The organism is Rhodococcus sp. BH5 (assembly GCF_027583855.1).
In the GTDB taxonomy this organism is placed as follows: Bacteria; Actinomycetota; Actinomycetes; order Mycobacteriales; family Mycobacteriaceae; genus Rhodococcus_F; species Rhodococcus_F qingshengii.
On sequence record NZ_JAJHVW010000013.1, the window covers coordinates 127,350 to 150,274 of the forward strand.

Consider the following 22,925-nt stretch of genomic DNA (forward strand, 5'->3'; position numbering starts at 1 on the left):
TGTGCATGTGCATCTATTCTCGCTGACGTGACTTGCACAGACTCGACACTCAAACCATTCGATTCGCCGGAAGCCCCGGTTTCTACGGAATCCTCGGATCCGGCCACAGGGGAGGGCTGGTCCCTCAAGCTGTGGGGCATCCTCGCGGTGCTCTGCCTCGTGTTGTTCCTCGACGGTCTCGATGTGTCGATGGTGGGCGTCGCGCTTCCGTCCATCGGCAATGAACTGGGCCTGTCCACTACCTCGCTGCAGTGGATCATCAACGGCTACGTCCTCGGATTCGGCGGCCTGTTGCTACTCGGTGGACGTACCGCCGATCTTCTCGGGCGCAGGAAGGTCTTCCTGATCGCACTGACCGTGTTCGCAATCGCCTCGCTGGTCGGTGGCCTTGTCGACAACGGAACACTGCTGATCGCATCACGATTCGTGAAGGGATTGGCCGCGGCCTTCACCGCTCCGACCGCAATGTCCATTCTCACCACGACGTTCAAGGAAGGTCCGGCCCGTAACCGTGCGCTGTCGGTGTTCTCCGTGTTCGGCGCCAGTGGTTACTCGTCCGGTCTGATCCTCGGTGGGCTGTTGACCAGTGCCGGTTGGCGATTCACGTTCCTGATGCCGGTTCCGTTTGCCGTCATCGCGCTGATCGGTGGGTACTTCCTCATTCCGCGGGACCGTCCCGCAGATACCGGGGGACACGATCTCGTCGGCGCCGTCACCCTGGTGACGGGAATGCTTCTCACGGTGTACACGATGGTTTCGGCTCCGACCCGTGGATGGGCACACCCGATGACGCTGGGTTCGTTCGCCGTCGCAGCCGTGCTTCTGGCGACGTTCTTCTTCGTGGAGAAGAAGGTGGCGCATCCGCTTGTGCGACTTGGGCTTCTGCGCGTCGGCACTATCGTTCGTGCGAATCTGGCCATCATCGCGCTCTTCGGTTCCTACCTGAGCTTCCAGTTCATGATGACGATCTTCCTGCAGTCGGCCCTCGGCTGGTCGCCCCTGAAGATGGCGATGGCACTGCTGCCCGCGGGCATCATCGTCGCCTTCGGATCACCGTTCGTCGGACGGCTGGTCGACCTGTACGGCAGTGCCAAGCTCATCATCGCGGCACTGACGTCGCTCAGCGTCGGGTACCTCTGGTTCCTCTTCGCGGGCAGCGATTCACCGTCGTACGTCGTGGCGATTCTGCCGAGCGTCATCCTGCTCGGACTCGGATTCGCGCTGGGGTACACCTCGATCATGGCCCAGGCCACCTCGGGTGTCGACGACTCGGAGCAGGGTTTGGCGTCCGGGCTGGTGAACACCTCCGCTCAGGTCGGTGCGGCGCTCGTGCTCGCTCTGACCACTGCCCTCGTAACCGCTGGATCGCACACCGCGTCCGGCGCCGGTACCGCCGGATTCGAGCAGTTCCATCCCGGACTGATCCTGGTCACCGGGGTCGCGCTGGTGGGCTTGGCGATCACCGTCTCGCCGCTGGTACGTGGAAGGTCGCAGCGGGGAAGATCCGTGCGTGAAATGCGCGCTGAGGAAGAAAAGGAATTGGCCGAGGTCAACTGAATACTCGCTTCATCCGCGAATGCGCTCGGCCGCGTAGGGGACAATCCTGCGCGGCCGAGTTGCTGTGTCTGAACTATCGCGTGGCAGATTTCAGGGCAGCGTCTTTCAGTGCTACGTCGAAGGTCGTCGACGTAGCTTGCGAACCGAGAATCAAGGCAAGGCGCGCCAACATGGCTTCGCGGTCGGACGGATCAGCCTGATCCAGTGCATTCGACAGTGCCAACCAGACGTGTTCGCGGTGGCCCTCGTCGTCGACCACCGCAGTTGTCGCCGACTGTGCCGTATCGAAGTGCGTCGGCGCAGTGCCGGCGGTGAGGTGTTTGGCCACGTCGTTCAATTGCGTGGGATCGCTGATGCGGCACAGCACCAATCCGTCGGGCCGAATCACGAAGATTTCGCCGACACGAGCGCCGAGGGCAGATGCGAGATTGCCTTCGGCATCGGGAACCGTGGAGTCGGTAGTTCCCACGGTGATCACGCGTACGGTTTCCGGTGCAAGGGCCTGAGCAAGGATTTCGGCTTGCGTGTCGAGTTCGGATACCAGCTCAGCTGACAGTCCGAAAGCCAGCAGGCCGAATCCAGTACCGCGCAGACTGTTCAAGGAGGTAGATGAACCGTCCGCCGAGACCTGGACGACCCTGTCTTCCAACGGATCGCCGGGTAGTACGCCCTCGGCGCCCGCAGCTGTCGGCCACGTCAGCGGGGAGAGCCGGGCGTGCGTCGCACTCGACTGGCGCGGGTTGATGAGGTGCGCGAATTCGCTTCGCTTGGTGGCGAGTTCGAGTACGGCATCGCGGGTGGTCCGGTAGCCGTGACTTCCCGGCGACATGATGAGCGTCGACTTGCCTGCGTTGTCGACGTTCTGCTGCCACGCGCTGCGACGTTCCTTCGAATACGCGTCGAGGATGGTGGAATCGGCAGCTCCGTTGATGACGGCGGCTAGTTGCCACACCAAGGTCTCGGCGTCTTCCATGCCCGAGTTCAGGCCGCGAACACCGAAGATCGGAACGAGATGCGCGGCGTCGCCGGCAAAAAGCACACGGCCGTGAGTGAAATCTTCCAGAGCGAGTGCGTGGGCGCGGTAGAAGCCGAACCATTCCAGGGTCCAGGGGATGTCGCTCTGGAGCCATTCGAGGTGACGCGTGATGCGGTCACGGATGCGATCTTCTTGCGTCTCCGCTTCCGGATCGTCCGAGGCGTCGAGCTGGTAGTCGATGCGCCAGATGTCCCGTGGTTGGCGATGCATGATGATCGTGGACCCCGGGTTGCTGGGTGCGTCGAACCACACCAGACGCTCGGCCGGGAGTTCCGATTCCCAATGAATGTCGGCAATGACGTAGTTGCCCTCGTAGCTGTTGCCCTGCAAGCGGATTCCGCTGAGTTCGCGCATCTTGCTGCGTCCACCATCGGCGGCAACGACCCACGCCGCGCGCAGTTCGCGGGTTCCGAACGCGGTGTCGACGGTCAGAGTCACCTCGTTGTCACCGACGGAGATGCCGGCGATCGACGACGACCAGTGGAAGTTCACCAGTGGGTGAGCGAGCAGCTTGTCGGTCATGATCTGCTCGAACTCGGATTGCGAGACGTTGACCATGGGTCCACGCGCGTCGTGCTCGGCGGATGCCATGCGGAACTGCAGTACTTCCTGATCGCGGTAGTAACTCCGACCACCCACCCACGGCAGAACGAGGTCTTCGAGCTCGGCACCGAAGCCGAGGCGTTCGGCAACTTCGAGGCTGTGGCGTGACACGCAGATCGCGCGACTGCCGAACGAGACCTGATCGGCCGCTTCGAGAATCGTGACGGCAATGCCGCGCTGCGCCAAGCCCATGGCTACGCCCATGCCGACGGGGCCGGCTCCGACGATCACGACGGGAAGTGCGTCGGCCGAAGGCGCCAGGGAGGCGAAGTCCTCGGGTGCGTACTTCTTCGGATGAAAGTAGGTCGACATGGTCACGAGGCTTTCTGTGCGGCAGTGTTTTTCGGGATCAATTGAGGTTCCGGGAGCAGCAGGATGGAAACCAGGCTGATCACGGCAATGATCACGAAGTAGGCGGTGATGGCGAACGAGGTGTCGAAGGCGGCGTAGAGCGCGGTGGCGATCATCGGGGCCAGACCGCCGCCGAGGATTGCGCCGATCTGGTAGCCGAGTGACGCTCCGCTGTAGCGGATGTGTGCGGGAAACAATTCGGCGAACAGTGCCGCTTGTGGGCCGGCGCAGCAGCCGAGCGTGAAGCCGAGGGCGATCATCGATACGAGCATCACCGGAACGATCGCTGTGTCGATCAGCGGAAAGAACACCGCTGCCGCCACTACCAGGGTGATCGAACTGCGGATGTAGACGGTCCGGCGTCCGAGAGTGTCCGACTTGTGAGCGCTGAAAGCCATTCCCGCCATCCAGAACGGGCAGGATGCGATGAGAAGAAAGAGCATCGTGGTCTTGCTGAAGCCGAGTTCGGTCTCGCCGTACTTGAGGACGTAAACCATGTACGCGTACGCGATTCCGTTGGTGGCGATGAAGGTTCCACCGGCGAGGAGCACAGTCTTCCAGTGTCTGGTGAGAACCTCGAGAATCGGCATGGACTCCGCCGGTGCCTCGGACTTCGACGCGGTGAACTCGTCACTTTCCTCGAGGCCGAGACGGATCCACATCGCAACGCCCACCAGAACTGCGCTGAGCAGGAACGGGATTCGCCATCCCCAGGAGTTGAATGCATCGTCGTCCATGAAGGCGGCGAGGGGGAGATAGACGAGATTGGCCACCAGTACGCCTGCGGGAACACCGATTTGTGGTGCGCTGCCGTACAGCCCCTTCCTGCCCTCGGGTGCGTTTTCGGTGGCGACCAGAACTGCGCCGCCCCACTCGCCGCCGACACCGAGTCCCTGAACGAATCGCAAGGTCACCAGGAGTATGGGGGCAAAGACGCCGATAGCGGCGTAGTTGGGTAGCAGCCCGATGGCAACGGTGGCGCAGCCCATCAGCATCAACGAGGTGACCAACATGGATTTGCGTCCGATGCGGTCGCCGAAGTGGCCCATCACGATTCCGCCGATGGGACGCGCGACGAATCCGACGGCGAGGGTGGCGAAGGCGGCGAGGGTGCCGGCCAGATCGGACGTGCCGGGGAAGAACTGCTTGCCGAGCACGAGTGCGGCGGCGGTGCCGTAGATGAAGAAGTCGTACCACTCGATGGCGGTGCCGACAAAGCTGCCGAGGGCGGCCTTACGCGCCTTGACCGTCGCGGCGGCGCGCGTTGCGGTCGGTGAGGCGATGGAGGTCATGAAGTGCCTTTCGAGATGAATGTGGCTTGAAGAAACAATGACGTGCGCCACAACAATTGAAAAGCGAAAGAATTGGAGGTTCTTGCACGGAAAATGCGTGGAACCAGCTCCGCTGCCTGGTAGTGGGACTATTGGGCAGGTTCTGAGGGTGAAACGAATTCTATGAAAGCGCGTGCGACGCGGCTGAGGCGAGTGTTCTGGTGCCAAGCGAGAACTACGTGCACCGACGGCACGGCGGGGGAAGCGATGGTCTTGACGACCACCTCGAGCCCCTCGTACGTGACGTCGATCTTGGGCCGCTGGAGTAGCAGCGTCCAGCCGAGGCCACGGCCGACAAATGCCCTCGCCGTCTCGAAGTTCGCAGTTCTGTAGGCAACCTTCGGGGCGAATCCGCCTGCGCGACAGACGTCGAGCGCGTGTTTGGTGCTCGGCGGCGCGTCGAGGAGAACCATCGGGTGTTCCGCCAGGTCCGGAAGATGGATCGGTCGCTCGGACCGCGCGAGTGGGTGTTCTGCACCCAGGACGATCAAGGGTTCGCGGATGGCCAACGGAACTGTGCGCAATTGTGGAGACAGGTCCAGGTCGTAAGCGATCGCGAGGTCCAACTCGCCGTTCTCGAGATGTGTCTGGAGCCGATTCTGAGTGTCCTCGCGGAACTCCACCTGCGCGTCAGGATTCTCACGGGTGAACCCGGCGATCATCGACGGCAACACCGTCGGCCCCAGAGCGGGATAACAGCCGATCGCGATGGGCCCCGACACGCTTCCGCCGGTTCCGAGCGCATCGGATTCGAGTTCCCCGGCTTGCTGAAGTAGCGCACGGGCGCGCACCAGAACGGATTCGCCGGTGCGGGTCAGTTGAATGCCGAATGAGCGACGACGAACGCACAGTTGAACTTTGAGCGCGCGTTCGAGTTCGGTGAGCGACGCGGACAGGGCGGAGGGGGAGAGATGCAAGCGCTCGGCCGCGGCGCTGATCGTCCCGGTCTCGGCTACCGCGACAAACGCAGCCAGCTGACGCATCGTGTACGTGGGAGCAGGATCGATGCGAGGCATGAGATCGACAGTAGTCGGGTAGATTGCCCTGAATATTTTGGTGTGGCACCGTGAAGAGGTCGACGATCAATCGCTGACCTGCGTCTTCGTGGTGCCCCCGGCAGGATTCGAACCTGCGACCTTTCGCTCCGGAGGCGAACGCTCTATCCCCTGAGCTACGGGGGCGCACCGAACTTTCGGTGTGCCGATTGGGCTGCGTTAGCGTAGCGCATCACGGGGGGACAAGACCAAACCGGCACCCGTCTCGGCATGGCGTCCTCGCGTGAGGTAGTCGAGGATGCGGCCGGGGACCATGGTCGTCGAATCATCTGTACCGACTGACTCGGATGCTTTTTACGCCTAGGCTCGGCTCTGAGCACAGGCTCGGGCGGACTGCTCGGGCACCCTCGTGAGGTACGGGAGTCGTTGATGACCGATCACCACTATTCCGAAGACCAGCTCGCGCTCGACCTGAAGTGGTGGGCAGCGGCCAACTACCTGACCGTCGCGCAGATCTATCTGAAGGACAACACGCTTCTGCGGGAACCGTTGCGTGCCGAGCACATCAAGCCCCGACTGCTCGGGCACTGGGGGACCAGCCCCGGCTTGTCGATGATCTACACGCTCCTCAATCGGCACATCGTCGCCACCGGCGCAGACTGGCTTTACGTGACCGGTCCCGGGCACGGCGGTCCGGCGCTGGTCGCGTCGACGTATCTCGAGGGAACGTACTCGGAGATCTATCCGGAAGTCTCGGACGACGCCGAGGGCATCCACCGGATGTGTCGGCGATTCTCCGCTCCCGGCGGAGTGCCCAGCCATGTGAGTGTGCAGACACCCGGAAGCATCCACGAAGGCGGCGAGCTCGGCTACGCCCTTGCCCATGCGGCCGGCGCTGCCTTCGATCATCCGAACCTCGTGGTGGCCTGTGTGATCGGCGACGGCGAAGCGGAGACCGGGCCGTTGTCCGGTTCGTGGAAGCTCCCGGCGTTCCTGAATCCACGACGCGACGGCGCGGTGCTGCCGATCCTGCACGTGAACGGTGCCAAGATCGCCGGGCCGACGGTCTACGGACGCAGCAGCGACGAAGACATCCAGGCCTATCTTGGTGGACAGGGGTGGGCGCCGATCGTCGTCTCCGGTGACGACCCCGACGCGGTGTTTCCTCAGCTGTATCAAGCGATCTCGCAGGCGCACGAGAAGATCCGCGAGATGCAGGGTGCCGCACGCCGCGGAGAGGAGTGGACGGGTTCGTGGCCGGCAATCGTGTTGCGGACGCCGAAAGGATGGACCGGTCCACACACCGTCGACGGAATCTTGGTCGAGGGCACACATCGTGCGCACCAGGTGCCGTTGTCCGGCGTGCGAAGCAACGAATCACATCTGCGGCAACTCGAAGAGTGGATGCGGTCGTACCGTCCGGACGAGTTGTTCGACGCCAACGGATCACTCGTCGCGGAACTGGCGGCGCTGTCGCCGACGGGGGACAAGCGCATGGGGAGCACTCCCTACGCGAACGGTGGACGACTTCGCGTCGATCTCCCGATGCCGCCGCTCGAAAAGTATGCGCTTCCCATCCAATCCCCGGGTTCGACCTTCCACGAGACGACGCGAGTTCTCGGCGAGCTTCTGCGCGACATCTACGCCGCCACGGAAACCGAGGACAGCGGCGGGATCTTCCGACTCTTCTGTCCGGACGAGACGTCGAGCAATCGCCTCGGCGCCGTATTCGAGACAACCGATCGCTGCTGGCAACTGCCGATCACCGACTACGACGACGGGCTGTCCGCGGACGGTCGTGTCATGGAGGTCCTCAGCGAGCACCTCTGCGAGGGATGGCTCGAGGGCTATCTGCTGTCGGGCCGACACGGGATGTTCGCGAGCTACGAAGCATTTGCGATGGTGAGCGTGTCGATGCTCATCCAGCACGCCAAGTGGCTCCAACATGCCGTCGACCTGCCGTGGCGGGCGTCTGTTGCTTCGCTCAACGTGCTGTTGACCAGTACGTGCTGGCGCAACGACCACAACGGATTCAGTCATCAGGGCCCCGGCATGATCGACGCCGTTATTCCCTTGGCACCCAGTGTGATCCGCGTGTGGCTGCCGCCGGATTCCAACACGTTGCTCTCGATCTCGGATCACTGCCTGCGTAGTACCGACCACGTCAACCTGATAGTCGTGGACAAGCAACCGCACCTGCAGTACCTCACGCTCGAGCAAGCGCACGAGCACTGCGCGGCGGGCGCTTCGGTCTGGGAATGGGCCGGAACCGAGGCTCGCGGACAGGAACCGGACGTGGTCCTGGCCGCCGCGGGAGATGTGCCGACGCAGGAGATCCTGGCTGCTGCACAGTTGCTGCGCGATCACACACCCGAACTGATCACCCGCGTCGTCAACGTCGTCGATCTGATGGCCTTGCTGACGCCAACCGAGCATCCCCACGGATTCGGGGAGCGGGTCTTCCTCGATCTGTTCTCCGCGCAGACCGACGTCGTGTTCGCATTCCACGGATACTCGCGTGCCGTGCACGAACTGATTCACGGGCGTCCGAGTCCCGAGCGCTTCCACGTTCGCGGATTCAGTGAACAGGGAACAACCACAACACCGTTCGACATGGTCGTCCTCAACAAGATGAGCCGCTACCACCTGGTGATCGAGGCGCTACGACGCTCCAAGCGTCGGCCGGCCGGGGCGTCCGAGTTGGCGGAGTTCTGCCGCACACAACTCGAAAAGCACTCGCGTTACATCGTCGAGCACCTCGAAGACATGCCGGAAGTAGAAAACTGGACCTGGTCCTGAAATTCAGGACCAGGCCCAGTTGGGTCTGAACATTCTCGGCTCAGTTCAGTTCTGCTCAGTTCATGGGCAGTGGCATTGCGCCGCGAGCTGCCAACATGTCGGTCATCAGCTTGGACTCGCTCTGCTGCGTGTTGACCATCGTCTGCGCCAGGCTGCGCACCGGCCCCTCGGTGGCGTCGGCTGCTGCGTACTCCATCATCGGAAGCCCACCTTCGTGGTGACGAAGCATCAGCTGCAGGAACAAGGTGTCGAGTTGCAGACCTTCCGCTGCGCGGAGAGCCGCAAGGTCCTCGGGGGACGCCATGCCGGGCATGGTGTCGACCGGCCCGGAATGACTCATGTCCATCGTGGCCGAAGTCCCGTGCGATCCATGGCCGGAGCCCAAATCCGACGACATCCACTCCATGTACGGGCCCACCTTGGACAGCGGCTGATCCCACATGGTCAGCCACGCCTGCATCTGACCGAGCTGGTTCTGCTGCGTGGTCAAGATGTCGAACGCCAGCGTGCGTACGTCGTTGTCCGTGGACTTCGTCAGGGCGATGGACGCCATGTCGACGGCCTGGCTGTGATGCACGCTCATGTCCTGCGCGAAGCCCACGTCCACCGAATCCGAAGCCGGAACGGTCAGTGACGACTTCGCATCGGGTCCGAGGAGGTTGGTCAGTGCGCCGAGCGCAAAACCGACGGCGATCGCGCCGATCAGACCGATGATCAGCAGTGCGGTGCGCTGACTCGGCTTCGAAGACTGATCGGTGTTCGTCGAACTATCCACCGGCGGGAATCTGTTCGTCGGTGGCCGGGGTAGCGCCCGTGCCGTCCATCTGGATGGCGTCGGCGCCCGGAGGTGTGGGATCGAACGGCGACGTCGACGGAGTGAACAGCGGGTTGGTGCAGCTCGCGCCGACCTCGGGGTAGACGTTCGGGTTCTGGTTCAGCGCAGTGATGAACTGATCGATGCGATCGTCGTCGGCCTTGTCGATCTCGAGGCGATGGCCCCACGACTGCAGAGAAATGGGGCTGCTCTGACCGGGGTACGGCGACATCAGCATGTAGGACTTGCCGTTCACGCGTCCGGCGAGACTGTCGATCTGGTCCTGGTCGACGAGATCGGGGTTGTACGTGATCCAGATGGCGCCGTGCTCGAGCGAGTGGACGGCGTTCTCGGTGCGAATCGGGTCGGCGTACACGGTTCCGGTGCAGTTAGCCCAGGTGGCGTCGTGCGGGCCACCGAACGGCGGGGTCTGGTCGTACGCCACGCGCTGAGTGGAATCGACGTGCTGGCCGGCCGGGTACTCGATCTTGAGGACGCCGTCGATCTTGTCCGACGGATCCTTGTTCTCCGAGCTGTACTTGTACGGCTCGAGGGCCTGCCGCTCCTCGACCTTGGGCCACAGATTGATACCGAGCACGGCGATGAGTGCGAGCACAGCCACACCGGCGCCGATCGACAGCCAGGGGATCTGGCGGGGAGCGGGGACGCCGCCCTTGCCCTTCTTGGCCGGCCGACTGTTCTTGTTGGCGGCCTTGATGGCCTTGGCTGATTTGGCCCCGGAGTTCTTGTTGGGACCGCGACTATCGGAACCGCTTGGCATCGATTGGGCTCTTTCGGTGTGTGGGCTTGAGGTGTGGCGCGCCCGCGCATGAAGGTACGCGGTGGTAGCTCGGGCATTACCACTGTACTTTCCGAGTCTGAGGGCAAACTTTGAGAGTGGCGTGCGACACGCCACAGCGGCCCCGCGCACGTTCACGGAGAGCGAGGCGTGAGGCGAGTCTCCACTTCCGGTGTGCAGGCAATAGGATGAATACCTGTGACTCCAGCTGACCTTGCCGAACTGCTCCGCGGAACCGCAGCGAGCGTCCTTGCCGATCGTGGCCTCGACGTATCCGTGCTACCCGAAACCCTCACCGTCGAGCGACCACGCAACCCCGAGCACGGCGATTACGCCACCAACATTGCCATGCAGGTAGCCAAGAAGGTCGGCACGAATCCCCGCGAGCTGGCGGGCTGGATCGCCGAAGCCCTCACCGCTGCCGACGGAATCGAATCCGCCGAGATCGCCGGGCCCGGCTTCCTCAACATTCGGTTGGACAAGGACGCCCAGGGCGCGATCGTCGTGTCGGTTCTCGAAGCCGGTGCGTCGTACGGCTCGGGTGACTCCCTCGCCGGCAAGAAGATCAACCTCGAATTCGTCTCCGCCAACCCCACCGGACCGATTCACCTCGGTGGAACCCGTTGGGCCGCAGTCGGAGACGCGCTCGGACGCATTCTGTCCGCGCAGGGTGGTTTGGTAACACGTGAGTACTACTTCAACGATCACGGTGCCCAGATCGACCGCTTCTCGCGTTCGCTGATCGCTGCAGCGAAGGGTGAACCTGCTCCCGAAGACGGTTACGCCGGTGCATACATCGCCGACATCGCCGCCTCGGTTCTGAAGCAGCGTCCCGACGTCATGGATCTGCCTGCCGACGAGCAGCAGGAAACCTTCCGCGCCATCGGCGTCGAATTGATGTTCACGCACATCAAGCAGACCCTGCACGACTTCGGCGTCGACTTCGACGTCTACTTCCACGAGAACTCGCTCTTCGAATCCGGTGCGGTCGAGAAGGCCGTCGAATCCCTCAAGGATTCGGGCAACCTCTTCCACGAAGACGGTGCGTGGTGGCTCAAGAGCACCGACTACGGCGACGACAAGGACCGCGTCGTCATCAAGAGCGATGGCAACGCCGCCTACATCGCCGGTGACATCGCCTACTTCCAGAACAAGCGCGCCCGTGGGTTCGACCTCTGTATCTACATGCTCGGCGCCGACCATCACGGTTACATCGGCCGTCTCAAGGCTGCCGCTGCCGCATTCGGCGACGATCCGGACACCGTCGAGGTGCTGATCGGCCAGATGGTCAACCTCGTCAAGGACGGCACTGCCGTCAAGATGAGCAAGCGTGCAGGCACCGTCATCACCCTCGACGACCTGGTCGAGGCAATCGGCGTCGACGCCTCGCGTTACGTCATGATCCGCTCGTCGGTCGACTCGAGCATCGACATCGACCTCGACCTGTGGACCAAGACCAGCAGCGAGAACCCCGTCTACTACGTGCAGTACGCGCACGCACGCCTCTCGGCGATCGCTCGCAACGCCGCAGACCTCGGTCTGTCCGCCGACGCGAGCAACCTCGCCCTGCTCACCGTCGAGCAGGAGGGTGACCTCATCCGCACGATCGGCGAGTATCCACGCGTCGTGTCGAGCGCTGCGAATCTGCGTGAGCCGCACCGTATTGCCCGCTACCTCGAAGAACTCGCGGGTGCGTACCACCGCTTCTACGGCGCGTGCCGCATCCTTCCGCAAGGCGACGAAGACGCCACCGACGTGCACCGCGCGCGTCTGGCTCTCTGCGCCGCCACCCGACAGGTCCTGGCCAACGGTCTCGAACTGCTCGGCGTCACCGCACCGGAGCAAATGTGAACGCGCACCCCGCCGGCCCCAAGCACGCCGAGCAGTTGCAGGCCCCCGGCTTGCCCGACCGTCCGACCAGCCCCGAAGCCTTCGGCGAACTCTCACCGCAGGTGTGGCCGCGCAACGCTTCTCGTGGCGACGACGGTGAAGTGACCCTCGCGGGTGTCAAGGTCGGTGAACTTGCCGAGAAGTACGGCACCCCGCTGTTCGTCATCGACGAGGACGACTTCCGCTCGCGCTGCCGTGACATGGCCCGCGCCTTCGGCCCGGATGCCAAGGTGCACTACGCATCCAAGGCATTTCTCTGTGGCGAGATCGCACGCTGGGTCGCCGACGAAGGCCTCTCGCTCGACGTCTGCTCCGGCGGCGAACTGGCGATCGCGTTGCACGCGGACTTCCCGGCCGAGCGAATTGCCATGCACGGCAACAACAAGTCAGTCGCCGAACTGGCCGCTGGTGTCGCCGCGGGCGTCGGACACGTCGTGCTCGACTCGTCGATCGAGATCGACCGACTCGATCGTGTCGCCGGTGAGGCCGGTGTCGTTCAGGACGTGTTGATCCGACTGACCGTCGGCGTCGAAGCGCATACCCACGAATTCATCTCCACCGCACACGAGGACCAGAAGTTCGGTTTCTCGCTGGCCGGGGGAGCGGCGATCGACGCAGTCCGTCGCGTCTTCGCTGCCGACAACTTGCGCCTGGTCGGCCTGCACAGCCACATCGGTTCGCAGATCTTCGACGTCGACGGTTTCGAGGTGGCAGCGCACCGCGTGATCGGTTTGCTCCGCGACGTCGTCACCGAGTTCGGCGTCGAGAAGACCAAGCAGATTTCGATCATCGACCTCGGCGGCGGAATGGGGATCTCGTACATCCCCTCCGACGACCCGCCGCCCGTCGACGAACTGGCAGCAAAGCTCGGCCACATCGTGCGCAACGAGTCCGCACTGGCCGGATTGCCGGAGCCGACGCTTGCCGTCGAACCCGGCCGCGCCATCGCCGGACCTGGCACGGTGACGCTCTACGAGGTCGGCACCATCAAGGACGTCACGGTGGGTAGCTCGCTGACACGCCGCTACATCAGCGTCGACGGCGGGATGAGCGACAACATCCGCACGTCCCTCTACGGTGCGGAGTACGAAGCCAAGTTGGTTTCGCGAACTTCCGAGGCTGATCCCGTCGTTGCACGTATCGTCGGTAAGCACTGCGAGTCCGGTGACGTGGTCATTCGGGACACCTGGATGCCCGAGGACGTCGGGCCCGGTGATTTACTAGCGGTAGCAGCGACCGGTGCATACTGCTATTCGATGTCGAGCAGGTACAACCTGCTCACCCGCCCAGCCGTGGTGGCGGTGCGTGACGGAGTCTCACGCGTGATTCTGCGGAGGGAAACAGTGGAAGATCTGCTCAGCTTGGAGGTATCGCAGTGACGAGCGAATCGGCGCATCGCGCTATCGGTGTGGCCGTTCTCGGCCTCGGCAACGTCGGGAGCGAGGTCGTCCGGATCATTCGTGAGCAGGCCGAGGAACTCGAAGCTCGCGTCGGCGCCCCGTTGGAACTGCGGGGGGTTGCCGTCCGCCGTATCGGCTCGGACCGCGGAATTCCCGAGGAACTGCAGACGACGGACGCCGAGTCCCTGGTCGGTCGTGACGACGTCGACATCGTGGTCGAGGTGATCGGCGGAATCGAGCTCCCTCGCAAGCTGATTCTCTCTTCGCTCAACTCCGGCAAGTCGGTCGTGACCGCCAACAAGGCGCTGCTCGCGGACCACACCGGTGAATTGGCGGAGGCTGCAGAGGCCAACTCTGTCGACCTGTACTTCGAGGCCGCTGTTGCCGGCGCGATCCCCGTGATCCGCCCGCTCACACAGTCGTTAGCCGGAGACCGTGTCAACAAGGTCGCCGGAATCGTGAACGGCACCACCAACTTCATCCTCTCCGCGATGGACGAGACCGGCGCCGACTACGAAGAGACCCTCGCCGAAGCCGGACGCCTCGGATACGCGGAAGCCGACCCGACCGCGGACGTCGAAGGCTACGACGCCGCGGCGAAGGCAGCGATCCTCGCGTCGATCGCGTTCCACACCCGCGTCACTGCCGCGGACGTGTACCGCGAAGGAATCTCCACGATCACCTCCGCCGACCTGGCGTCGGCGAAGGCACTCGACTGCACGATCAAGTTGCTCTCGATCTGCGAGCGCATCGTCACGCCCAAGGGCAAGGAGCGGATTTCCGCTCGCGTGTACCCGGCGCTGGTTCCGCTCAGCCATCCGCTGGCCTCGGTCAACGGCGCGTTCAACGCCGTTGTCGTGGAAGCAGAGAACGCCGGCCGGCTCATGTTCTACGGCCAGGGCGCAGGCGGCGCCCCCACCGCTTCCGCGGTGATGGGTGACCTGGTGATGGCTGCGCGCAACAAGGTTCACGGCGGCCGCGGCCCCCGCGAGTCCAAGTACGCCAAGCTCAAGGTCGCCCCGATGGGCGACATCCTCACGCGCTACTACGTGAACATGGAGGTCGCGGACAAGGAAGGTGTGCTGTCCGCAGTCGCCGCCGAGTTCGCCAAGCACGGCGTGAGCATCTCCGTAGTCCGCCAGGAGGGCGCCGGCGCCGGCGCGCGTCTGGTGGTCGTCACTCATGTAGCAACCGACGCGGCTCTCTCCGAGACCGTGGCGGCCCTCAACGAACTCGAATTCGTCACCGCTGTGACCAGCGTGCTGCGACTGGAAGGCACTGAACAATGACCGGCATCGTCAACCCCGTCCACAAGGCATGGCCGGGTCTCATCGAGGCATACCGGGACCGTCTCGCGATCGGTGACAACTGGAAGACCGTCACCCTGCGCGAAGGCGGCACCCCGCTCCTGCCGGCCGGCCACCTCTCCGAGATCACCGGCTGCGACGTCTACCTCAAGGTCGAGGGCCTCAACCCCACCGGTTCCTTCAAGGACCGCGGCATGACGATGGCCGTCACCGACGCCTTGGCCCGTGGCCAGCGCGCAGTTCTGTGCGCGTCCACCGGCAACACCTCCGCCTCGGCCGCTGCGTATGCAGCCAAGGCCGGCATGACCTGCGCCGTGCTCATCCCGCAGGGCAAGATCGCCATGGGCAAGCTTGCGCAGGCAGTCATGCACGGCGCCAAGATCATTCAGGTCCAGGGCAACTTCGACGACTGCCTCGAGCTGGCACGCAAGACCACGGCCGAATTCCCCACCATCGGTCTCGTCAACTCGGTCAACCCGGTGCGCATCGAAGGCCAGAAGACCGCGGCATTCGAGATCATGGACGTCCTCGGCAAGGCTCCCGACGTGCACGCACTCCCGGTCGGAAACGCCGGTAACATCACCGCGTACTGGCGCGGATACTCCGAGTACTACGCGGACGGTCTGACCACGGTCAAGCCCCGCATGCTCGGCGTCCAGGCAGCCGGAGCGGCTCCGCTGGTCAACGGTGCACCCGTCAAGGATCCCGAAACCATCGCCACGGCAATCCGAATCGGTTCTCCCGCTTCCTGGAACGGCGCTGTCGCCGCGAAGGAAGAGTCGAACGGTGCATTCCGTGCCGCCACCGACGAGAAGATCCTCGAGGCTTACCGTCTGATCGCCGCCACCGAGGGCGTCTTCGTCGAACCGGCGTCGGCAGCCAGCGTCGCCGGCCTGCTCGCCGCACGTGCAGAGGGCTGGCTCGAGCCGGGCCTGACCGTCGTGTGCACGGTGACCGGTAACGGTCTCAAGGATCCTGACACGGCTTTGAAGGGTATGCCGAACGTCGAGCCGATCGGTGTCGATCCCGTTGCCGTCGCGGCTGCCCTCGAGCTTGCATAGTGTCCCTGGATTCATCGACCACTCCGCGGAATCCGGTGTCTGACATGACTATAACCCTGCCTATCGGCCTTTCGGTGACTGCTCGCGTCCCGGCCTCGAGTGCAAACTTGGGGCCGGGGTTCGACACCCTCGGTCTGGCGTTGGGGTTGTACGACGAAATCGTGGTCACCACAACGGATTCAGGCCTTCAGATTCGCGTCGAAGGTGAAGGCGCTGCCGACGTGCCCTGGGGTCCTTCGCATCTCGTGGTCCGCGCCATCGAGCGTGGTCTCGAGGCGGCCGGAGTGTGGGCCAGTGGCCTGGACGTGTTGTGCCGCAACGCGATTCCACATTCGCGCGGGTTGGGATCCTCGGCTTCCGCGGCTGTCGGTGGATTGGCAGCAGCCAACGGTCTGGCGCGCGCTCTCGATGCCGAGATCGGCTTGACGGAAGAGCAGTTGGTTCAACTCTCGTCCGAGTTCGAAGGTCACCCGGACAACGCGTCTGCCAGTGTTCTCGGTGGCGCAGTCGTCTCGTGGAGTTGCCCACCGGCCGTCGAAGGCGACGAGCCGATCTACTCCGCGGCCAAACTCGACGTCCATCCCGACATCCGTGCTGTGGCACTGGTTCCCGAGGAGCGGTCGTCCACCGCACACACTCGCGGGCTCCTGCCCGAATTGGTTCCGCACCAGGATGCCTCGTTCAACGCGAGCCGCAGCGCGCTCGCCGTCGTTGCGCTCACTGCTCGGCCCGATCTGTTGATGGCGGCCACCGAGGATCGCCTGCATCAGGCACAGCGCGCACCCGCGCTTCCGCTCACGACGCGATGGATCGGGATCCTGCGCGAGGCGGGTATTGCTGCGACCGTTTCCGGAGCCGGCCCCACCGTGTTGGCGCTCAGCACAGAACCTTTCCCCGTCGAACTCGCGGAAGCGGCGCGGGCAGACGGACTACGTGTCCTCGAATTGGACATCGCCGACGGCGTCGAAGTATCCACGACGACGGTCTGATCCCTGCCTTGGTCCTGGTGATCGCCCACTACCGATCGGTAGTGAACTGACACACCCAGTCGTCCAAATTCTTGCCGGACTCAGGTTTGGGCGCTATCCTGGGCTATGTCCGTACATCGTGCGCGTCAGTCGCCGGTGCATCACCAGGGGGCAAAACTCCTTCCCAATCGGGGTCCACAGTCCTTGGCATGATTCTCGCAGGCATGATCCTCACGCTTGTACCTTCTCCGAAGGTTTGAATCCTCCGCGGATCGAACACTCAGAGGTTCCATCACTCTGGGGTTCAACACACGGGGGAGTGAATCGTCGACGAAGGCGCGTTGGGCAGGTTTGCGAGCGCATGAAAAGTTTGAGGCGAGAGTTTCCGACAATCATGTGACGGCGGACAAGCCGGCAGTTCTGGACAGCAACCACGTACGGCACCACCGAGTTCGGTATTCAATCGAACTGCGGGACGAACCCTCGACTTTGCGCAGTGCGAGTGAGGGAAGGAAAGGACCTCCGTGACCGATACGGACCTCATCGCCACTTCTGCACCCGCCGGGTCGGAATCAGGCGACAATTCTCAGGCGTCATCTTCAGCATCGAACGGTGCGGTGGCGACCTCCACGAAGCGTGCCGAAACGCGCCGTGGTGCCGGACTCTCCGGCATGGTGCTCACCGAACTCCGCACTCTTGCGGGTGAACTGGGCATTAAAGGCACTTCCGGCATGCGCAAGGGTGACCTGATCGCAGCCATCAAGGAGCGCCAGGGCGGCAGCGCGAAGGCTGCACCCGCACAGAGTGAACTCACTCTCGACGACGCACCCGTTGCGCGCACTCGTGCCAAGAGCACTCGCGCCGCACGCACCGAAACCCCCGCAGCCGAAACAGCTCCGGCAGCCGAGTCGGCTCCTGCCGAGGCCGCGCCTGCGCGTACGGAATCCGCCGAGGATTCCGATCAGAGCGCACCCCGTCGCGGACGTCAGCGTCGTGGCGCCGCTCGTCGTGCAGGTTCACCCGACCAGGGCGAACTGAGCATCGAGCAGGAAGCGCCTTCGGCGAAGTCCGACGCGGACACCGCGAAGGCCGCCGATTCTTCGAAGGTCGCCGAGACCGCCAAGGCCGAGGCTCCGGCCGAGCGTCCTGCGCGCACCGAGGGCAAGTCCGACGCTGATCAGGCTCCCGCCGAGCAGGGCAACGAGCGTCCCCGCCGCGAGCGAAACCGGGACAACCAGGGCCAGCGGGACAACCAGGGCCAGCGCGAGAACCAGGGCAACCGGGGCAACCAGGATCGCCAGGACCGTCAGGATCGCGGCAATCAGAACAACGCCGGCCAGAACAACGCCGGTCCGCGTACGGACAACCGCAACAACGGACCGGACGACGACGAAGAGGGTGGACGCGGACGCCGCGGACGCCGTTTCCGCGAGCGCCGTGGCCGTGGTCGCGATCGCGGTGAGGGTGGCGCACCCAACGATTCACGCGAGACCGAGATTCGTGAGGACGACGTCCTTCAGCCGGTCGCCGGCATCCTCGACGTCCTCGACAATTACGCCTTCGTGCGTACGTCCGGGTACCTCGCCGGTCCCAACGACGTCTACGTCTCCATGAACCTGATCCGCAAGAACGGCCTTCGCCGTGGCGACGCCATCACCGGTGCCGTCCGCGTCTCGCGTGACGGTGAGCAGGGCAGCCAGCGCCAGAAGTTCAACCCGCTGGTTCGCATCGACACGGTCAACGGCGGCGACGTCGAGGCCGCGAAGAAGCGCCCCGAGTTCAACAAGCTCACGCCGCTGTACCCGAACCAGCGTCTGCGCCTCGAGACCGAGCAGCACATTCTCACGACGCGTGTCATCGACCTGGTGATGCCCATCGGTAAGGGCCAGCGTGCCCTCATCGTCAGCCCGCCCAAGGCCGGTAAGACCAGCGTGTTGCAGGCGATCGCGAATGCGGTCGCCACCAACAATCCTGAGTGCTATCTGATGGTCATCCTCGTGGACGAGCGCCCCGAGGAAGTGACCGACATGCAGCGCAGCGTGAAGGGTGAGGTCATTTCCTCCACCTTCGACCGCCCGCCGGGAGATCACACCGCAGTTGCCGAGCTGGCAATCGAGCGTGCGAAGCGCCTGGTCGAGATGGGTAAGGACGTCGTCGTACTGCTCGACTCCATCACGCGTCTGGGTCGTGCATACAACAACTCCTCGCCGGCGTCGGGACGCATCCTCTCCGGTGGTGTCGACTCGACGGCGCTCTACCCGCCGAAGCGTTTCCTCGGTGCTGCCCGCAACATTGAGAACGGTGGATCGCTCACCATCATCGCTACCGCAATGGTCGAGACCGGATCCACCGGCGACACCGTGATCTTCGAAGAGTTCAAGGGCACCGGCAACGCCGAGCTCAAGCTCGATCGCAAGATCGCCGAACGCCGCGTGTTCCCGGCCGTGGACGTCAACCCGTCCAGCACGCGTAAGGACGAGTTGCTCCTGAGCCCGGACGAAGCTGCGGTGCTGCACAAGCTCCGTCGCGTCCTGTCCGGTCTGGACTCGCATCAGGCCATCGATCTGCTGATCGATCGACTGAAGAAGAGCAAGAACAACCTCGAGTTCCTGATGCAGGTCTCCAAGACCGCACCGGGTGCGATCGACGACTGATCGATTCGACGTCAAAAGGCCCACAACCAGCTGGTTGTGGGCCTTTTGCGTGGGCGGAACAAAACCGAGCGACAGTGCGTTGACAACTTCGTACAGCCACCCCGAGGCGTGCGAGACGCGGATTATCCGGTGAGGTACCGCATCTGGCATACTGAACGGCCGAGTCCGGTTCCGGTTCACGATGTCGATTGGCGACGTCGACCCGGCGACCATTGAAAGGGACACCATGAAGGCAGGAATCCACCCAACCTACGTAGCGACCACCGTCGTCTGCGGTTGCGGTAACACGTTCGAGACCCACAGCACCAAGGAGTCCGGACGCATCAACGTCGAGGTTTGCTCGCAGTGCCACCCGTTCTACACGGGCAAGCAGAAGATTCTCGACACCGGTGGACGCGTCGCTCGCTTCGAGGCTCGCTACGGCAAGCGCGCAGACAGCAAGGTCCCGGCCACCGAGTCCTAGCTGTTCCGCCGACGCCCGATCTGCCATGCGCAGATCGGGCGTCGGCTTTTTTGTGCCTGCACTCGGTTTGCGCGTTTCCCGGGTCCCGGCGTCGAAATACCTTCAAGCGCGCACCGTAGGAATCGAAACTCAGAGCGGAGCGAACCATGGCAGGCGCAACCCAGCCCTCGGCCATCGACGACATCTTGGCGGAGCACGCCGGTCTCGAAGCACAGATGTCCGATCCGGCGCTGCACAACGACCCTGCCGCTGCCAGGCGCGTCGGTAAGCGGTTCTCCGAGCTCTCGCCGATCATGTCGACGTACAACAAGCTCACCGCTGCGCAGGACGATCTGGAAGCCGCGCGCGAACTAGCCGCCGACGATTCCAGCTTCGCCGCCGAGATCCCCGATCTCGAAGCCGAGGTCGCGCAGCTCGAGCAGACGCTTACCGATCAGTTGGCGCCGCGTGATCCGCATGACGGCGACGACATCGTCCTCGAAGTGAAGTCCGGTGAGGGCGGCGAAGAATCCGCGCTCTTCGCCTCGGACCTGGCCCGCATGTACGTCCGCTACGCGGAACAGCATGGCTGGCGCGTCGAGATTCTCGACGCGACGGTCTCCGATCTCGGCGGATACAAGGAAGCCACGCTGTCGATCAAGAGCAAGTCGGACACCCCGGACGGAGTGTGGGCGCGGCTGAAGTTCGAGGGCGGCGTTCACCGCGTCCAGCGAGTGCCTGTCACCGAATCCCAGGGACGCGTTCACACTTCGGCTGCCGGCGTTCTGGTCTACCCGGAGCCCGAAGAGGTCGAGCAGGTCCAGATCGACGAAAGTGACCTGCGTATCGACGTCTACCGTTCGTCCGGCAAGGGCGGTCAGGGCGTCAACACGACCGACTCTGCTGTCCGAATCACGCACCTTCCGACCGGCATCGTCGTCACCTGCCAGAACGAGCGTTCGCAGCTCCAGAACAAGGCGCGCGCCATGCAGGTCCTTGCAGCCCGTTTGCAGGTAGTCGCCGAGGAAGCCGCGGACGCTGAAGCGTCGGCAGGTCGCCAGAGTCAGGTTCGGACGGTGGACCGTTCGGAGCGCATCCGCACCTACAACTTCCCCGAGAACCGCATCACCGATCACCGCATCGGATTCAAGTCGCACAACCTCGACGCGGTGCTCGACGGTGAGCTCGACGCACTTCTCGATGCATTGGGCAAGGCGGACCGAGAGGCGCGTCTCGCGGCCGAGTAGATGCAGACCATGACTGACCTCCATCCCGCCGGGAACTCGGTGAACCGCGTGTCGGTCGAGCGTGGCAGGCTGTACCCGTGAGTCGACTTCCACTTCGTTTGGCGCTGATCGAAGCTGCAAAACAGCTCGACGCCGCAGGTGTGCCCAGCCCACGCACCGACGCCGAGTTGTTGGCATCCCGCCTGCTCGGGGTCGAACGCACGCGTCTCGGACTGATTCCGTTGGTCGATCCCGAGGTCATCGCGGCGTTCGACGAGTTGGTTGCCCAACGGGTGAAGCGGATTCCGTTGCAGCACATCATCGGAGTCGCGTCGATGGGCAACATCGACGTCGCTGTCGGGCCGGGTGTCTTCATTCCGCGGCCGGAAACCGAACTGCTCATGGGTTGGGCACTCTCGTTCCTCGAAGGTTGCGGAAGCAAGCCGCCGGTAGTTCTGGACCTGTGCACGGGATCGGGTGTACTCGCGCTGTCCATCGCCGAGGCCCGTCCGGACGCCGTCGTTCACGCCGTGGAGAAGGAGCCCGCCGCGTTGGCGTGGGCGCGTCGTAATGCTGCCGACCGCGAGGCCGCCGGTGATACACCGATCCATCTGCATCAGGGTGATGTCACCGATCGGAACCTGTTGCCAGGGCTCGAGGGCGGCGTCGATCTGGTCGTGTCCAATCCGCCGTACATCCCCGAAGGCGCGCAATTGCAGCCTGAGGTCATGGATTACGACCCACACACCGCACTGTTCGGCGGTACCGACGGTCTGTCCGTCATCAAACCCATGATCAGCAACATCGCACGGTGGCTTCGAATCGGCGGCGCGGCAGGCATCGAGCACGACGACACCAACGGGGACGGCGTCGCTGCGCTGTTCTCGGCGCGCCGGGTATTCGGCGAGGTCGCGCAGCATCCAGATCTTGCCGGTCGTCCGCGATTCGTCGTCGCCAGACGTGTCGCCACCGACGTCGAAGCACAGCGGAATCGAACGCCCGAAGCGCAGAGTGAAAGGATGGCTGAGTGAGCACCGTGTACGACTGCAGTCAGACAGATTCCCGAACCGCAGGCTTGGCCGCCGCGAAGAACGCGCTCAAGGCCGGCCGACTCGTAGTTCTCCCTACCGACACCCTTTACGGACTCGCCGCCGACGCGTTCGACAGCGAAGCTGTCACGAGTCTTTTGCGCGCCAAGGGACGCGGGCGAGACATGCCCGTCCCGGTTCTGGTCGGATCGTGGAACACCATCGACGGGCTCGTCTACAGCGTGCGCCCGCAGGCACGGGATCTGATCCGCGCATTCTGGCCCGGCGGACTGAGCCTGGTCGTCGAGCAGGCGCCTTCACTTGCCTGGGACCTCGGTGATACCCGCGGAACCGTCATGCTCCGCATGCCCTTGCATCCAGTTGCCCTCGAACTGTTGCGCGATGTCGGACCGCTTGCCGTCTCGAGCGCCAACATTTCGGGGCGTCCGCCGGCAACTACCGTCGAGGAAGCCCGAGATCAGCTCGGCGGATCTGCCAGCGTGTATCTCGACGGGGGCAAGGCCGAACACGCCGTTGCTTCCACGATCGTCGACCTGACCGGCAATTCACCGCGTATCTTGCGAGTGGGTGCCGTCTCGGCAGAATCCATCGCCGAGGTATTGGGCACCAGTCCGGAAAGTCTCGTAGAGGGAGTTTCGTAACG

General features: G+C 63.9%; 17 protein-coding genes and 1 tRNA gene. 12 read left to right on the forward strand and 6 right to left on the reverse strand.

The genetic code is table 11. The features are described from left to right. Positions 1–27 precede the first annotated feature (27 nt). Positions 28–1,557: an MFS transporter gene (locus RhoBH5_RS26720; protein WP_007726177.1), complete on the forward strand. Its 1,530-nt coding sequence runs from the start codon at positions 28–30 to the stop codon at positions 1,555–1,557. Positions 1,558–1,630: 73 nt separating this feature from the next. Here the strand turns inward: RhoBH5_RS26720 and RhoBH5_RS26725 are convergent, their stop codons facing one another. The 4 genes from RhoBH5_RS26725 to RhoBH5_RS26740 all read right to left on the reverse strand — a co-directional run bounded on the left by RhoBH5_RS26725 (position 1,631) and on the right by RhoBH5_RS26740 (position 6,059). Next, complete coding sequence (locus tag RhoBH5_RS26725; protein WP_158170827.1) at positions 1,631–3,508, reverse strand: FAD-dependent monooxygenase; 1,878 nt, start codon at positions 3,506–3,508, stop codon at positions 1,631–1,633. Positions 3,509–3,510: 2 nt separating this feature from the next. Beyond that, on the reverse strand, positions 3,511–4,839 hold the full coding sequence (locus tag RhoBH5_RS26730; RefSeq protein WP_007726181.1) for an MFS transporter: 1,329 nt from the start codon (positions 4,837–4,839) through the stop codon (positions 3,511–3,513). Between the two features lie 128 nt (positions 4,840–4,967). Beyond that, the gene (locus RhoBH5_RS26735; protein ID WP_221742665.1) at positions 4,968–5,894 is read right to left on the reverse strand and encodes a LysR substrate-binding domain-containing protein; all 927 of its coding nucleotides are present in this window, start codon (positions 5,892–5,894) and stop codon (positions 4,968–4,970) included. Between the two features lie 89 nt (positions 5,895–5,983). Then, positions 5,984–6,059 (reverse strand) — tRNA-Arg (locus RhoBH5_RS26740). A 243-nt stretch (positions 6,060–6,302) separates the two neighbouring features. On the opposite strand from RhoBH5_RS26740, the gene RhoBH5_RS26745 reads away from it, so the two are divergent. Further along, positions 6,303–8,672: a phosphoketolase family protein gene (locus tag RhoBH5_RS26745; RefSeq protein WP_003941371.1), complete on the forward strand. Its 2,370-nt coding sequence runs from the start codon at positions 6,303–6,305 to the stop codon at positions 8,670–8,672. Positions 8,673–8,727: 55 nt separating this feature from the next. Here RhoBH5_RS26745 and RhoBH5_RS26750 read toward each other — a convergent pair whose 3' ends face one another. Together RhoBH5_RS26750 and RhoBH5_RS26755 are read right to left on the reverse strand one after the other, a co-directional pair. Further along, positions 8,728–9,447 carry a DUF305 domain-containing protein gene (locus tag RhoBH5_RS26750; RefSeq protein WP_270008993.1) on the reverse strand — a complete coding sequence of 240 codons (720 nt, stop codon included), beginning with the start codon at positions 9,445–9,447 and terminating at the stop codon, positions 8,728–8,730. After that, positions 9,440–10,267 carry a DUF3105 domain-containing protein gene (locus RhoBH5_RS26755; RefSeq protein ID WP_003941378.1) on the reverse strand — a complete coding sequence of 276 codons (828 nt, stop codon included), beginning with the start codon at positions 10,265–10,267 and terminating at the stop codon, positions 9,440–9,442. Before RhoBH5_RS26755 ends, RhoBH5_RS26750 begins: the two co-directional genes overlap by 8 nt. A 216-nt stretch (positions 10,268–10,483) precedes the next feature. Between RhoBH5_RS26755 and argS the strand changes: the two genes are divergently transcribed. From argS to RhoBH5_RS26805, 10 genes are all read left to right on the forward strand, one after another. Then, positions 10,484–12,136 carry an arginine--tRNA ligase gene (gene argS, locus RhoBH5_RS26760; protein WP_208690473.1) on the forward strand — a complete coding sequence of 551 codons (1,653 nt, stop codon included), beginning with the start codon at positions 10,484–10,486 and terminating at the stop codon, positions 12,134–12,136. Beyond that, on the forward strand, positions 12,133–13,554 hold the full coding sequence (gene lysA, locus RhoBH5_RS26765) for a diaminopimelate decarboxylase (protein WP_003941384.1): 1,422 nt from the start codon (positions 12,133–12,135) through the stop codon (positions 13,552–13,554). Before argS ends, lysA begins: the two co-directional genes overlap by 4 nt. Further along, the gene (locus tag RhoBH5_RS26770; protein WP_007726192.1) at positions 13,551–14,864 is read left to right on the forward strand and encodes a homoserine dehydrogenase; all 1,314 of its coding nucleotides are present in this window, start codon (positions 13,551–13,553) and stop codon (positions 14,862–14,864) included. The genes lysA and RhoBH5_RS26770 overlap by 4 nt, the downstream gene beginning before the upstream one ends. Then, the gene (thrC, locus tag RhoBH5_RS26775) at positions 14,861–15,943 is read left to right on the forward strand and encodes a threonine synthase (RefSeq protein ID WP_003941280.1); all 1,083 of its coding nucleotides are present in this window, start codon (positions 14,861–14,863) and stop codon (positions 15,941–15,943) included. Before RhoBH5_RS26770 ends, thrC begins: the two co-directional genes overlap by 4 nt. A gap of 44 nt (positions 15,944–15,987) precedes the next feature. After that, on the forward strand, positions 15,988–16,932 hold the full coding sequence (thrB, locus tag RhoBH5_RS26780; RefSeq protein ID WP_007726194.1) for a homoserine kinase: 945 nt from the start codon (positions 15,988–15,990) through the stop codon (positions 16,930–16,932). Between the two features lie 503 nt (positions 16,933–17,435). Further along, positions 17,436–19,565: a transcription termination factor Rho gene (gene rho / locus RhoBH5_RS26785; RefSeq protein ID WP_058227676.1), complete on the forward strand. Its 2,130-nt coding sequence runs from the start codon at positions 17,436–17,438 to the stop codon at positions 19,563–19,565. A 226-nt stretch (positions 19,566–19,791) separates the two neighbouring features. Then, positions 19,792–20,028, forward strand: coding sequence for a 50S ribosomal protein L31 (rpmE, locus tag RhoBH5_RS26790; RefSeq protein ID WP_003941310.1), 237 nt, complete (start codon positions 19,792–19,794; stop codon positions 20,026–20,028). Positions 20,029–20,174: 146 nt separating this feature from the next. Beyond that, positions 20,175–21,254 carry a peptide chain release factor 1 gene (prfA, locus tag RhoBH5_RS26795; RefSeq protein WP_192713359.1) on the forward strand — a complete coding sequence of 360 codons (1,080 nt, stop codon included), beginning with the start codon at positions 20,175–20,177 and terminating at the stop codon, positions 21,252–21,254. Positions 21,255–21,331: 77 nt separating this feature from the next. Beyond that, on the forward strand, positions 21,332–22,264 hold the full coding sequence (gene prmC / locus RhoBH5_RS26800) for a peptide chain release factor N(5)-glutamine methyltransferase (protein WP_270008994.1): 933 nt from the start codon (positions 21,332–21,334) through the stop codon (positions 22,262–22,264). After that, a complete protein-coding gene (locus RhoBH5_RS26805) occupies positions 22,261–22,923 on the forward strand; it encodes an L-threonylcarbamoyladenylate synthase (RefSeq protein ID WP_003941345.1) in 663 nt (220 codons plus the stop codon). Before prmC ends, RhoBH5_RS26805 begins: the two co-directional genes overlap by 4 nt. The last annotated feature ends 2 nt before the right edge of the window (positions 22,924–22,925 follow it).

Coding starts and splice junctions, on each gene's coding strand:
- RhoBH5_RS26725 (WP_158170827.1), bottom strand. CDS start 3,508: ATGTCGACCTACTTTCATCCGAAGAAGTACGCACCCGAGGACTTCGCC.
- RhoBH5_RS26730 (WP_007726181.1), bottom strand. CDS start 4,839: ATGACCTCCATCGCCTCACCGACCGCAACGCGCGCCGCCGCGACGGTC.
- RhoBH5_RS26735 (WP_221742665.1), bottom strand. CDS start 5,894: ATGCCTCGCATCGATCCTGCTCCCACGTACACGATGCGTCAGCTGGCT.
- RhoBH5_RS26745 (WP_003941371.1), top strand. CDS start 6,303: ATGACCGATCACCACTATTCCGAAGACCAGCTCGCGCTCGACCTGAAG.
- RhoBH5_RS26755 (WP_003941378.1), bottom strand. CDS start 10,267: ATGCCAAGCGGTTCCGATAGTCGCGGTCCCAACAAGAACTCCGGGGCC.
- thrC (WP_003941280.1), top strand. CDS start 14,861: ATGACCGGCATCGTCAACCCCGTCCACAAGGCATGGCCGGGTCTCATC.
- thrB (WP_007726194.1), top strand. CDS start 15,988: ATGACTATAACCCTGCCTATCGGCCTTTCGGTGACTGCTCGCGTCCCG.
- rpmE (WP_003941310.1), top strand. CDS start 19,792: ATGAAGGCAGGAATCCACCCAACCTACGTAGCGACCACCGTCGTCTGC.
- prfA (WP_192713359.1), top strand. CDS start 20,175: ATGGCAGGCGCAACCCAGCCCTCGGCCATCGACGACATCTTGGCGGAG.